We start from the raw sequence: 13,942 nt of genomic DNA, 5'->3' as shown, positions 1-13,942 counted from the left end.
TTGGAGAGAAGAGATGTCTGTAAAAATTGGAAATATTAATTTAGGTGAGTTCCCGCTGCTTCTTGCACCGATGGAAGATGTCAGTGATCCGCCATTTCGTTACGTGTGTAAGCAAAATGGGGTTGATATGATGTACACCGAATTTATTTCCTCGGAGGGGTTGATCAGGGATGCAGCGAAAAGCCGTCAAAAGCTGGATATTTTTGAATATGAACGCCCAATAGGCATCCAGATATTCGGCAGTAACATAGATTCAATGAGAGAGGCAGCTGAAATTGCTACAAAGGCAAATCCCGACCTCATCGATATCAATTATGGTTGTCCGGTAAAGAATGTTGCATGTAAAGGAGCAGGGGCGAGCCTTCTTCAGAATATCGACAAAATGGTCCAGATGACGAAGGCTGTTGTAGAGGCCACTCATCTCCCCGTAACGGTAAAAACCAGACTTGGGTGGGATGATCATACAAAGAACGTGTATGAAGTGGCAGAGAGGCTCCAGGACGTTGGGATAAAGGCCCTGACGATTCATGGCCGCACCCGGTCACAAATGTATAAAGGGAATGCAGACTGGTCCCTCATCAGGGATATTAAAAGGAATCCGTACGTAAATATACCGGTATTCGGAAATGGTGATGTTGATTCAGTAGAAAAGGCTGCCAACTGGAGACTTGAATACGAGGTTGACGGAATCATGATCGGGCGGGGGGCTATAGGCTATCCCTGGATATTCAGGGAAATAAAGCACTTTTTTAAAACAGGAGAATATTTAGCTGGTCCCACAATAGCAGAACGTGTAGATGTATGCTCCACACATTTGCAAAAATCAATAGAGTGGAAGGGAGAAAAAACAGGGATCTTTGAAATGAGAAGACACTACTCTAATTACTTTAAAGGCATTCCTAACTTTAAAGATTACCGGATGAGACTTGTTTCTCTGGAAAACGTTTCTGAAATTGCGTCTGTACTTGCTGAAATAAAAGAAAACTTTTTCGAAACTGCCCACGTATAATCCTTATCATCAGTATGAAAGGTAATTGATGAGTCATAGCTGGACAAGTTTGAATTGCTGGCTTGATTTTTGTGTTTTGGTTAAATGATTAAAAACGTTAGTTATGGTAACACAAATTACTGAAGGCGTAAAAATTTCCGTAGAAACAATTTATCAACCGGAGTATTCCAATCCGTTGTATGACCACTATATGTTTGCATACAAAATCAATATAGAAAACCTCACAGGGTACAGCGTGCAACTGATGAGACGTCACTGGCAAATTTTCGATTCAAACGGAACACACCGTGAGATTGAAGGCGATGGTGTAGTTGGTTTACAACCCGTTATTGAACCAGGAGCCTCTCATGAATATGTTTCAGGGTGTAATTTAAAAACGGACATAGGAAGCATGAAAGGCTGTTATGCGATGAGACGTCTGGTGGACAGCGAAGAATTTGAAGTGAACATCCCTGAGTTCATTATGATCGCACCATATAAAATGAACTAAATTAAGGGTACTGCTTATATTCTACCATATTTCTTCTTACTTTCCTCTTTAAGTGATTAATAAATAATAAACGGCCGTCGGCGTTGCCAGTGCCGGGCTATTATCCATCTTCTTTGCTAGAGTATAATCATCAGGTATGTCTATGCAAATAGGACAGGTCACCTGAAAGGAATGCACACCAATTATTAAGAGAAGTCCGTTCGGCATTGCATTCTTATTTATAGGTCCAGGGGCTTTCATACGACTTTTCTCCGGCAACAAAACTACAAAATCCAATCTGCGGGCAGCGAAATAGAAGTAAAAGCGACCGCTTGCGCTTGTATAGAAGAACAAGGGTGAAATAATTCTTATAAAAAGACTGTAAGAATTGAGGAATTCGCCATAAAAAAAGGGCACCACCGGGTGCCCCTCTATTTTTGCTAAACAAGTTTCTTATTTATATTAATCCCTTCTTCCGCCGAATAACATCATACCAATATATAACAGCTGAGCAAGGGAGCCTAAAGCAGCAACTACATAAGTCATAGCCGCCCACCAAAGCGCATTCTTAGCCTGGCCATGTTCTGTACTGGTTTGCATGATCCCGCGGTTTGTTTGCAGCCATGCTAATGCTCTGTTACTTGCATCAAATTCGACAGGGAGGGTTATCACGCTGAACAATGTCATAACAATCATTGCGCCGAAGGCTATTAAAAGCAAATTATATCCCATACTTGAGGCAGCCATGATAATACCCAGCATAAACACCCACTGGAGGAGATTTGCAGCCACATTAACCACAGGCACCATAGCTGAACGGAACTGGAGCCATGAATATGCTTTAGCGTGCTGAACGGCATGCCCGCATTCATGTGCTGCAACAGCGGCGGCAGCTATACTTCTTCCATGGTATACGTCAGGACTCAGGTTAACCGTCCGGTTCTGCGGATTATAATGATCCGTCAATGAGCCTTCCACTGATATAATCTGCACATCATAAATTCCATTATCCTGCAGCATTTTTTCAGCTATATCTCTTCCGGTCATTCCTGATGACAAAGGTGTTTCTGAGTATTCCCTGAATTTGCTTTTAAAACGCGCCTGCACTATAAAACTTATCAATGCAACGCCTATAATCAATATTAAACCTAATGATCCCATTTCCAATTAATTTTATTTAACGATCTCAAAAAGTATTCCTGCATGAAATTATCACTAATAATTTACATATAACACATTTATCAATGGTAGTGTTACAAAAGGCACTGACATTTCTTCATTCCCGAAAAACTTTTAAAGACAACTATTCAGGGTTCTTGAAAACCGGCCGCATCTCCGCATATTAAATAACACACATTCTTTAATCACATATTTTTGCCTAAATTTGATAAAAAAATTAGTAATGGAAGTTATTTATATAGGGTTAATATTAATTTTGTTAGTATTCATCTCACTCGTCTTCCTGAAAGGAAATGCTTCCTTAAAGAAGGATGTTGCATCACTGAAGTCGGAAAACGAACAATTAAAAATTGATCTAGCTAAAGCGGAAGAACGCTTTGGCAATGTATGGCAGGAAAAGGAAAATACAGTTTACGTTCTGCGTCAGGAACTACAGAAACTTCAATCAGAACTGCATCAGGAAAGACAGAACCTGGCTGCTGTTAATATTTCTTACGAAAGCACCCGCATTTACATCAAAACCCAGCAGGAGAAAATTGCAGAGCAAAAAGACGAGATAGAAAAGCTTCATATCAAACTAAGCAAGGATTTCGAATTGCTTGCAAACAGGATACTGGAGGAGAAAACACAAAAATTTACAGAAGTCAATCGTTTCAACCTTGATCTGCTTTTAAATCCGCTGAAAGAAAATATCCGTTCATTCGAAGAAAAGGTTGAAAAGGCATATTCTGCTGAATCGGCGGAAAGAAATGTACTGAAAGGGGAGATAATTAAACTGATCGAACTGAACAAACAGATAAGTGATGAAGCGAATAATCTGACAAAAGCCCTGAAAGCAGACAGCAAAAAGCAGGGGAACTGGGGTGAAGTAGTGCTGGACAGAATACTTGAAGCTTCAGGTTTGATAGCGGGCGAAAGTTATTCAAAACAAGCGAGTTTTACTGATGAAAGTGGAAACAGGCTTCAGCCCGATGTAGTGATTAACCTCCCTGACGATAAACACCTGATCATCGATTCGAAGGTGTCTCTCATCGCTTATAACCGCCTGGTTAACTGTGATACAGATAGCGAAAGGTTAAGTTACCTGAATGATCACATCACATCCATTAAAAATCATATTAAAAATCTTTGCAGCAAGAATTACTGTGATCTGTATGCCGTAAACTCTCCCGATTTCGTATTGCTTTTCATACCTATTGAATCATCCTTCGCCATAGCTGTTCAGCATGATATTGAACTGTTCGAGTTTGCCTGGAACAAACGGGTGGTTATCGTGACACCCTCTACACTTCTGGCTACCTTAAAAACGATCTCCTCTGTATGGAAACAGGAGAAACAGACCAGAAATGCAATAGACATTGCCACCCGGGCAGGTGCTCTTTATGATAAATTTGTTTCTTTTCTCAGCGATCTGAAGAGGGTAGGGGAGAGCCTTGATAAAGCACGTGATGCTTATGGGGAGGCCTTTAACAAACTTTCAAGCGGCAACGGTAATATTGTCGGCAAGATCGAAGCACTTAAAAAGCTAGGCGCAAAGGCTTCGAAGCAAATTGATTCAAGATTTATTGTGGAAGAATAAGATCTTCCACAATATTCTATTTAAATGAATTCCAGCCCTGAGCTTTCAGCGGGTGAACAGCCCCTGACTTCGATATCAGATTCATACCTGAAGCCTTATCTGTAATGTGTCCGATCACTGTAATATCCGGATTATTCTGAATTTTCGGATAATCTGACTGTGCAACAGTGAACAGCAATTCATAATCTTCACCTCCTGAGAGAGCACATACCGTAGGATCAAGATTAAACTCCCGGGCAGTCTCATAGGTCATAGGATCTAAAGGAATTTTATCTTCATAAAGATTGCATCCCTTTTCCGATCCTACACAAATGTGTATCACTTCAGAAGAAAGGCCATCAGAGATATCAATCATCGCCGTGGGCTTTACTTTCAGATCTTTCAAAAGCAGAACGATGTCCCTTCTTGCTTCCGGCTTCAACTGTCTTTCCACGATATAATCCTTACCTTCCAGGTCAGGCTGAATCTTAGGATTTTCAAGAAAAATTTGTTTTTCTCTCTCCAGGAGCTGCAGGCCCAGATATGCTCCTCCTAAATCTCCTGATACACAGATAAGGTCGCCTTCATTAGCTGTGTTTCTGTAGCAGATCTCCTGTTCGTCAGCATAGCCAATACTGGTGACACTTATGACCAGCCCCTGCCTGGAGGATGTTGTATCACCTCCAACGATATCCACATTATACTTTTTACAGGCAAGCATCATACCCTCATATAACTCTTCTACAGCCTCAAGAGGGAATTTACTGGAAAAGCCGAGCGACACTGTTACCTGCGTAGCTGTCCCGTTCATGGCATAGATATCGCTCAAATTTACCTGAATGGCCTTGTAACCAAGGTGTTTTAAAGGAGTATACGCCAGATCGAAGTGAATGCCATCCAGTAGAAGATCAGTAGAAATGAGCGTTTTCTTTCCTTCAAAATTCAGTACAGCAGCATCATCACCTACTCCCTTCAATGTGGATAAGTTGTTAATTTCTATATTCTTTGTCAGGTAGTTTATCAGACCAAACTCCCCGAGTTTATCTATTTCCGTTTTATCTTTATTTTCAAACATTGCTTCTGGCTATAGGCTATCAGGAATAAGAAGTCAGCATATTCCCAATATACCATCATTTTTTAATATGGGTCAGCTTTCATCAGCCGGCCACTAGTACCTTTTACTCCAATTTAGATACTCATGATTCAGAAATCAGCTTACCTGATATACCGAAATCGTAAATCTAAAACCATAGACCCTAAAGTCCCAGCCTAGCTGAAATCTCCAGCATGCGTTCTATCGGCTTACGGGCTTTTTCTACGATATCCATCGGAACTGTTACCTCCGGAAGCTCATTTTTGATACATAAGTATAATTTTTCTAATGTATTCCTTTTCATGTGAGGACAATCATTGCATGCACAAGTGTTGTTTGGAGGAGCTGGAATAAATACCTTTCCGGGATTTTCCTTTTCCATCTGATGTATGATACCGCTTTCAGTTGCCACAATGAATTCCTGAGCATCACTTTTCATCGTATAATTCAACAAGCCGGTAGTTGAACCTGCATAATCTGCCATTTGCAGAATTGCCTCTTCACATTCGGGGTGAGCGATAAACTTCGCCTGTGGATGTCTTTCCTTCAACCTCACTATTCGCTGGAGCGAAAAAATCTCATGAACCATACAGGCTCCGTTCCACATCACCAGGTCTCTTCCTGTCTTTTTCTGTACATATCGTCCCAGATTCTTGTCCGGGCCGAAGATGATCTTCTGATCTTTGGGGAGACTATCGACAATCTGAACTGCATTTGAAGAAGTACAAACAATATCGCTTAAAGCTTTCAGTTCTGCAGAACAATTAACATATGTGATTACCAGATGGTCGGGATAATTCTCTTTGAATTTCGAAAAAAGATGAGGAGGACAGCTGTCGGAAAGAGAACAACCAGCTTTCAAGTCGGGCAATAACACCTTCTTCTCAGGAGATAAAATCTTAGCTGTTTCGGCCATGAAGTGTACGCCGGCAAATACGATAATCTGAGCATCTGTTTTAGCAGCCTGCTGAGAAAGCCCGAGACTATCTCCAATGTAATCAGCAATATCCTGAATATCAGGCTCCTGGTAATAATGCGCAAGAATAACTGCATTTTTTTCCCTTTTTAAACGTTCAATCTCATCAAAAAGATCCAAAGCAGGATCTATAGGTTCATCCACAAAACCCTTAATGTTTAACTCCTCAAAAGTATCCATTCTCGACATTTCAATAAAATACAATTATTTTTAAATAAGATCTTTTTATGGTTTATTAGGATGTTAGTAATGTGAAGAAGATGGCGTATAATTTCTTTGAAATTTTTGTTTTCATGCTTTTATCCACATCTTACTAACATTGTTATTTAATCAATAGCTTAGAAAGCAAGCAGATGTATTTTTCAAATTTTTCCTGGTTATTTTATCCTGTGAATTTTTCGTGTGTCTAAAAAAGTTAAAAACTCCAGATTTCTGTGATGAAAACTTTCTCAAAATTCCTCTAATTTGGCTTCAAATTAACAGCAAGGATTTGTTATTAAAAATTATTAGACTTGCTTTTATACAAAATTAACATCTTTACCGTGTTTATCCACATTGACGATAAAAGATTACATTATACAAATTAGTTTTCCATGAAGTATGTTGATTTCCTCGTAGTAGGGTCGGGTATTGCGGGACTCAGTTTTGCTCTTAAGGCGGCGAAACATGGTAAAGTTCTGATAGTTACAAAATCAAATGAAGACGAGTCTAACACTAAGTATGCCCAGGGGGGGGTTGCTGTAGTTGTGGATAAAGAAGATTCTTTCGACAAACACATAGAAGACACCCTTATTGCAGGGGATGGTTTATGTGACCGGGAGGTTGTGGAAATCGTAGTGAAAGAGGGTCCGGCTCGTATCCAGGAGATTATTGAGTACGGAACAAACTTCGATAAGAATCAGCAGGGAATCTATGATTTGGCGAGGGAAGGTGGTCATTCTGAGCACCGTGTGTTACATTATAAAGATATAACGGGATTTGAAATTGAGCGGGCTTTACTGGAAAAGGTTCATAAAGATCCCAATATTGAGATATTAACACACTATTTTGCCGTTGAATTGATCACGCAGCATCATTGCGGCGCTTTTGTAGACAGGAGGACTGAGGATATTACCTGTTATGGTATTTACGCATTGAATACACGTACAGGTAATGTGGAAAGGTTTCTCTCTAAGGTGACCGTTATGGCGAGTGGTGGGGCAGGACATATATATTCTAACACCACCAATCCTACTATAGCTACCGGTGACGGAATTGCAATGGTATATCGGGCCAAGGGAAAGGTTAGGAATATGGAATTTATGCAATTTCATCCTACTGCTCTTTATAATCCGGGCGAGTACCCGTCTTTTCTTATTTCGGAAGCAGTAAGGGGCTTCGGCGGTGTGCTGAAAGACAGGAATGGTAATGAGTTTATGCACTTGTATGATGAACGGGGATCGCTTGCGCCAAGGGATATTGTTGCCAGGGCTATTGATTCGGAAATGAAAAAAAGCGGCGATGATTTTGTGTATCTCGATATAAGGCACAGGAATAAAGAGGAGATACTGAATCATTTCCCTAATATTTATGCAAAATGTCTTAGTATAGGGATCGATATGACAAAGGATATGATTCCGGTTACCCCTGCTTGTCATTATATGTGCGGAGGGATCCTGGTCGATCAGTTAGGCAGGTCGTCTATAAAGAGGCTGTATGCCTGCGGAGAGTGCTCTTCTACTGGTCTTCATGGTGCTAACAGGCTGGCTTCTAATTCGCTGCTTGAGGCTACTGTTTTTGCGCATAGAATATATTTGTCAGCATTGGAGGAACATTCTTTGAATGTAATTCCGGATAATATTCCTGAATGGGACGAAACTAATACCCGGCTTTCAAATGAGGATATCCTGGTGACTCATAATATAAGGGAAACTCAGAAGATAATGAGCGATTACGTTGGTATTGTGAGATCTGACTTCCGGCTTGAGCGAGCAATGCGGAGATTGGGCTTATTATATGAAGAAACGGAGTCCTTTTATAAGCAAACTAAGTTATCTGTGAAGTTATGCGAGCTGCGAAATATCATTCAAACTGCCTACATTGTTATTAGGTCGGCCATGAAACGCAAAGAGAGCAGGGGCTTACATTATACTACGGACTATCCCGGACACCAGGAACAGATCCGCGACACAATTTTATAGAATGAATACTCACGGTTGCAGATAATTGTCTGTATTCGTGAGTACTGTTATTTGAATAGTTAAACAGAGAACGAGCGGAAAACGGGATTCGAACCCGCGACCCTCAGCTTGGGAAGCTGATGCTCTACCAACTGAGCTACTTCCGCTGTTGTTAGAATGGAGATGTAAATATATGCCACTTATTTTATCTGTCAATGGAAAATTTCCAATTTTTGACGAAAGCTGTTTTATTGCCGAAAATTCTACGATAGTTGGCGATGTTAAACTTGGGAAAAACTGCTCTGTCTGGTTTAATGCCGTAGTAAGAGGGGATGTTAACTATATTATTGCCGGTGATAACGTTAATATTCAGGACGGAGCGATTATCCATTGTACTTATCAAAAGGCTCCTACGGTGATCGGAAATAATGTTTCTATCGGACATAGGGCCCTGGTTCACGGCTGCGTAGTGAAGGATAACGTTCTCATAGGCATGGGAGCTACTGTTATGGATCATGCGGTTGTAGAGGAATTTTGCATTATAGCAGCCGGAGCTGTAGTACTGGAGAATACAATATGCGAATCTGGTTTTATATATGCGGGAATGCCTGCCCGCAAGGTAAAGCCGATAAATGCCGGGCAACGAGAGTTACTGGAGTCATTGCCTGGAAGATATATTATGTATTCAAGCTGGTTCAATCAGCAGGAGGAGGAATAGATAGTTTTTCTTCCAGGTCCCAATTTGCCCTGAGAGTTATTTCTGTATTGCTGTTCCATACCTTTTCCGGCTGAATTTTCTTTGAAACATCGCCGGTATCCCATTTATTATTCCTGTTTTCGTCATAGATGACCCTGAAATGGTACTTTCCAAGTGAATAGGTTGTGTAATGAACTGTCTCGTTTTTTGTCAGGATATTCATTTTGACCAGCTCATCGCGTTCGTTCATTAGTTGTAGTATATACTGCTTACTCGTGTCGGGAACTGTGACAGAGAGGGTGAGATTACCGTAATTTACTTCTTCGTCGCGGGTGAATTGCTTGGTAAAGGGCTTGTTGAATCCGCCAAATTTTCCGCCTATTGCGTTAGTATCAATCTTCAATATATATTGCTTTTCTGTTCGCCAGGGATACCTGAATATATATTTTCTGTTTGAGAGCGTATCCTTCACTATTCGTAGTCCGCTTACCGGGACAGAGTCCTGAAGAAGGCTTATTTTTCGCGGGTCTATTGATCCTGCTGGTGAAGAAAGCGAGAGGATAAGCTCAGACCCCGGTTTTATTTTATTGGAAGGAAAGTTGTCGGCGATTTTTACCTCCCGGTCGTATTTGTCGCGGCTGTTTTTTCGGATAACAGTCGTGTCAATTGGGACGTCTTTATCAAGTATGGCTACCTGAATAGAATCAAAATCCATGTTCTTTGTCCATACGTGAGCTGTATCATGAGTGGTGCTAAATTCAACTATTTTATCCTTGTCAAGTTCTTCCGGTTTTAATATCCGGATGGATGGCTTTTCGAGCTTTTGATTGAATATGTACATGATACGCGCATCTTTCTCGATTTTTCTGTCCGTTATCCTGAATACTTTCGGTTCCTCCTTGAAGAGTTCGAGTTTAATTGCGGTGGTGTCCTTGGTAAGCTTTATAGAGTCCTTTAAGAAGGCTATTTCTTCATTTGTTGAATTATATATTCTGTCTCCTCCTTCTTCTTTCAAAGCGTATATACGATACGTATCCTGGCGTAAGTAGCGGAGATTGAAGTTCCCTGAAGAGTCGGTAGTTGTGAATATGCTGGCGCGCTTTTTACCAAAAATTGTATCCTGTGATATCGGTATTATAAATACAGTAGCGTCGAGTACTGGCTTTTTTGTTAATGTATTAGTCACTGTTCCTGATATCGAAAGGGAATCTATTTTGTTCCCCGTGGAAAATACATATACGTAATTCTTAAGAACGTTTCCTTCGTTGTAATCCACTAATCCACGGCCGAAATTTATTGTGTAAGTTGTGTTAGCTGCCAGAGTATCTTCAAACTTTATATTTAGTGTTTTTTTTCTGATTTTGAAGTATGGCGTTTTTTCAAGTGCGGGAGACATGCTGAATTCTTTAGATTCATTGTTGATCTTGAAGTATTCATCAAACTCGATATTAATTTCTTTGCTTTTGAAATTAAGCGTGAAGTTCTTCGGGCTTTCTTTCATCACCTTGGGTGGTTCTTTGTCCCTGGGACCTCCGGTTGGCTGTTGAATACTTGCGCACCCTATTACCAGTAAAACCAGCGTGGTTAAAGTAAAAAAATTTAACTTTAAGTACTTATTTAAGAAATGTGGCATTTATAAGCGTTTTAACGAGTTTTTTCTCTTCAGTGAGGAATATGTCGAATTTATGAAAATAACGTCTCAGATGAGCTTATTTTATGTCTAATATTTTAATTTATAAAATATTGATAATCAGTATCTTATTATTCATTTACTAATATGTACCATCAAAACAGAGATATCTGAGGGCGAAACACCTGAAATTCTTGATGCCTGACCGAGGGTTCTGGGTTTTATCTTCATCAACTTTTCCCGGGCCTCTTTTGAAAGAGATACCATGTTGTGATAATTGAAATCTGGATTAATTTCCTGGTCCTCCATCTTTCTCATTTTGTTGACTATCTCAAGCTCTTTTTCAAAATAGCTTTCATATTTAACCTTTATCTCAGCTTGTTCTATTGTTTCTTTATCATAGGAGTTGAGCAGATTATTAAATGTTGGGATTGCTTTTCTCAGATCACTCATATCTACCTGGGGTCTGGAAAGCAGAGAAAACATTTTAACATTTTGACTGAGGGGACTGGTTCCTAACTCTTCCAGGAAGCTATTGACTTCCGAAGCTTCAATTGAGGTATTTTTAAGATATGTTACCAGGAAGTCAGAGTCTTTTATTTTTTTGGTTACTTTCTCAAGTCGTTCATCGTTTATGAGACCGAGCTTATGAGCAATAGGGGAAAGACGTATGTCTGCATTATCTTGTCGTAACAAGAGACGGTGCTCTGCTCTGGATGTAAACATCCTGTAGGGCTCTTCGGTTCCCTTTGTCACCAGGTCATCAATCAGTACCCCTATATAAGATTCTGATCTTTTCATGATCAATTCATGCTGATCTTTTATCTTTTGATGAGCGTTTATCCCTGCAATGAATCCCTGACTTGCTGCTTCCTCATAACCTGTTGTGCCGTTTATCTGTCCTGCGAAGAACAGGTTTTTAACCACCTTGGTTTCCAGTGTGAGACTCAGTTGGGTGGGAGGGAAGTAATCATATTCTATTGCATACCCAGGTCTGAACATTTTCACGTTTTCAAATCCTGGAATCTGAGTTAATGCACGGTACTGAACATCCTCAGGAAGGGACGTAGAAAATCCGTTTACATATATCTCAACTGTATTCCATCCTTCCGGCTCAACAAATATCTGATGTCTCTCGCGTTCAGCGAAACGGTTAATTTTATCCTCTATTGAAGGGCAGTATCTTGGGCCTAGACCTTTTATTCTGCCCGTAAACATAGGGGACTTTTCAAAACCCTCTTTCAGCGTATCGTGAACAGCCTGATTGGTATATGTGATCCAGCAGCATCGTTGATCTGAAGACATCTCTACATCTGTAAAAGAGAAGCGGCCCCTGACCGGATCACCCCACTGCTCTTCCATTTTAGAATAATCCAGACTTCTTCCATCTACACGTGGAGGGGTGCCTGTTTTCATTCGTCCAGCTTCGAATCCTAATTCCACTAGCTGCTCGGTGAGCCCTGTAGACGACTTCTCAGCTGTCCTACCCCCGCCGAACCGTTTCTCTCCTATATGGATGATGCCATTTAGGAACGTACCGTTAGTTAGTACGACAGCTTCAGATTCAATTTCTATACCGAGTGATGTTTTTACTCCTGAGACCTTGTCTCCTTTTGTCAGGATTTCTTTTACAGTATCCTGCCAGAAATCCACGTTAGGAGTTTTTTCCAGCATTGACCTCCATTCTTCTGAGAAACGCATACGGTCATTCTGAGTTCTCGGACTCCACATAGCCGGGCCTTTAGACAGGTTGAGCATCCGGAATTGTATGGTTGATTTGTCTGCTACTATACCAGAATATCCACCCATAGCGTCAATTTCTCTTACAATTTGTCCCTTTGCAACGCCTCCCATAGCTGGATTGCAGCTCATTTGAGCAATTGTCCCCATATTCATAGTAATGAGGAGAACCGAGGATCCCAGATTAGCAGCAGCAGCGGCAGCCTCACATCCAGCGTGACCTGCACCAACTACTATAATATCGTATTTTTTAAACATAATTAGCTTTCTGTTCCACGTGGAACCTTTTCAATAGTTCCACGTGGAACTTATACTTAATATCCTTCTTTTGTTTCATTTAACTCGAGCCAGCGCATACTTATCTCATCCAGATAAGTTTTCTTTTGTTCTATTTCCTCTGATATGCTCAGTAATTCCGCATGGTCATGAGTAATTGAATTTAATTTGCTTGTTAATTCAGAAATGAGGTGTTCAATTCTTGGAATTTCATCCTCAATACTGTCAAGCTCTTTTTGTTCTTTGTAAGAAAGCTTATTTTTCTTTGAAGAAACAGGAGTGGAGCCAGCCGAAGCTTTATTGGTCTCCCTGGACTTTACGGAGTTCTCTTTTTCAATTCTATAATCTGTATAGTTTCCGTTGTAGATCTTTATTTTGCTGTCCCCTTCCAATATAAATAGCTGGTCAGTTAGTTTGTCCATTAAATATCTATCGTGAGAAACAAGTACCAGTACTCCTGAATAATTTTCAAGAAATTCTTCAAGAATATTTAAGGTATCAATGTCCAGATCATTAGTAGGTTCATCTAGTATTAGAAAATTTGGGTTTTTTATTAAAACTCTCATTAGCTGGAGCCGTTTTTTTTCTCCTCCACTTAAATTTCCTACTATATTATGCTGTTTTGCCGGAGGAAATAGAAAGTGGGTGAGGAGCTGAGATGCAGTGATGGTTTTTCCATCCGCCATCGTTATAAACTCCGCCACATCCTTAACGACATCTATGACTTTTTCTGAATCATAGCTTTCGAGTCCACTTTGTTTGTAGTAACCGAATACAGTGGTTTCTCCTATAGCTATAACTCCTTTATCAGGACTTATAACTCCTGTAATCAGATTTAAAAACGTAGACTTACCAGAGCCATTCTTTCCTGCAAGCCCAATCTTGTCTCCCTTTTTAAATACATACGAAAAATCTTCTATTATAAGCTTGTTATTATAACCTTTATATATATGATGAACTTCCAATATTTTATTTCCCTGGCGGCTTACTTTAGTACTTAACTCCAGCTTCTGGTTGTTTTTGGAGTTTTTAGTCTTTTCTTCAAGATCGTAAAATGCATCTATCCGTGCTTTCGACTTGGTAGCCCGGGCCTGCGGCTGTCTTCTCATCCATTCCAGTTCTTTCTTAAGAAGGTTGCGGTTCTTTTGAAGAGTGG

General features: G+C 40.3%; 11 protein-coding genes and 1 tRNA gene. 5 read left to right on the top strand and 7 right to left on the bottom strand.

The genetic code is table 11. The features are described from left to right. Positions 1–13 precede the first annotated feature (13 nt). Positions 14–1,009 carry a tRNA dihydrouridine synthase DusB gene (dusB, locus tag DDR33_RS01930; RefSeq protein ID WP_109414062.1) on the top strand — a complete coding sequence of 332 codons (996 nt, stop codon included), beginning with the start codon at positions 14–16 and terminating at the stop codon, positions 1,007–1,009. Between the two features lie 103 nt (positions 1,010–1,112). Then, positions 1,113–1,499, top strand: coding sequence for a Co2+/Mg2+ efflux protein ApaG (apaG, locus tag DDR33_RS01925; RefSeq protein WP_109414061.1), 387 nt, complete (start codon positions 1,113–1,115; stop codon positions 1,497–1,499). A gap of 441 nt (positions 1,500–1,940) precedes the next feature. On the opposite strand, the gene DDR33_RS01915 is transcribed toward apaG, so the two are convergent. Continuing rightward, the gene (locus tag DDR33_RS01915) at positions 1,941–2,639 is read right to left on the bottom strand and encodes a zinc metallopeptidase (RefSeq protein ID WP_109414059.1); all 699 of its coding nucleotides are present in this window, start codon (positions 2,637–2,639) and stop codon (positions 1,941–1,943) included. Positions 2,640–2,880: 241 nt separating this feature from the next. Here DDR33_RS01915 and rmuC point away from each other — a divergent pair, with 241 nt between their 5' ends. Further along, positions 2,881–4,236 (top strand): DNA recombination protein RmuC, encoded by a 1,356-nt coding sequence (gene rmuC / locus DDR33_RS01910; protein WP_109414058.1) that lies wholly within the window; start codon positions 2,881–2,883, stop codon positions 4,234–4,236. A gap of 16 nt (positions 4,237–4,252) precedes the next feature. Here the strand turns inward: rmuC and thiL are convergent, their stop codons facing one another. Next, entirely contained in the window at positions 4,253–5,290 is a 1,038-nt protein-coding gene (gene thiL / locus DDR33_RS01905) for a thiamine-phosphate kinase (protein ID WP_109414057.1), read from the bottom strand. A gap of 181 nt (positions 5,291–5,471) precedes the next feature. Further along, positions 5,472–6,464: a quinolinate synthase NadA gene (gene nadA, locus DDR33_RS01900; RefSeq protein WP_109414056.1), complete on the bottom strand. Its 993-nt coding sequence runs from the start codon at positions 6,462–6,464 to the stop codon at positions 5,472–5,474. Between the two features lie 413 nt (positions 6,465–6,877). Between nadA and nadB the strand changes: the two genes are divergently transcribed. Continuing rightward, a complete protein-coding gene (nadB, locus tag DDR33_RS01895; RefSeq protein WP_109414055.1) occupies positions 6,878–8,464 on the top strand; it encodes an L-aspartate oxidase in 1,587 nt (528 codons plus the stop codon). Positions 8,465–8,537: 73 nt separating this feature from the next. On the opposite strand, the gene DDR33_RS01890 is transcribed toward nadB, so the two are convergent. Then, positions 8,538–8,610, bottom strand: a tRNA-Gly gene (locus tag DDR33_RS01890). A gap of 26 nt (positions 8,611–8,636) precedes the next feature. Here DDR33_RS01890 and DDR33_RS01885 point away from each other — a divergent pair. Then, positions 8,637–9,161 (top strand): gamma carbonic anhydrase family protein, encoded by a 525-nt coding sequence (locus DDR33_RS01885; RefSeq protein ID WP_109414054.1) that lies wholly within the window; start codon positions 8,637–8,639, stop codon positions 9,159–9,161. On the opposite strand, the gene DDR33_RS01880 is transcribed toward DDR33_RS01885, so the two are convergent. From DDR33_RS01880 to DDR33_RS26580, 3 genes are all read right to left on the bottom strand, one after another. Beyond that, entirely contained in the window at positions 9,139–10,773 is a 1,635-nt protein-coding gene (locus DDR33_RS01880; protein WP_109414053.1) for an Ig-like domain-containing protein, read from the bottom strand. The two genes, DDR33_RS01885 and DDR33_RS01880, sit on opposite strands and share 23 nt — an antisense overlap. A 132-nt stretch (positions 10,774–10,905) precedes the next feature. Continuing rightward, a complete protein-coding gene (mnmG, locus tag DDR33_RS01875; RefSeq protein WP_109414052.1) occupies positions 10,906–12,768 on the bottom strand; it encodes a tRNA uridine-5-carboxymethylaminomethyl(34) synthesis enzyme MnmG in 1,863 nt (620 codons plus the stop codon). A 56-nt stretch (positions 12,769–12,824) separates the two neighbouring features. After that, positions 12,825–13,942, bottom strand: a 1,118-nt coding sequence (locus tag DDR33_RS26580; protein WP_238387621.1) for an ABC-F family ATP-binding cassette domain-containing protein, incomplete at its 5' end; no start/stop codon positions are given.

Origin of the sequence: Pararcticibacter amylolyticus, assembly GCF_003130405.1 — a bacterium.
GTDB lineage: Bacteria > Bacteroidota > Bacteroidia > Sphingobacteriales > Sphingobacteriaceae > Arcticibacter > Arcticibacter amylolyticus.
Note: the sequence above shows the minus strand (reverse complement) of the source record. Positions and strands in the feature narration are given on the sequence as shown.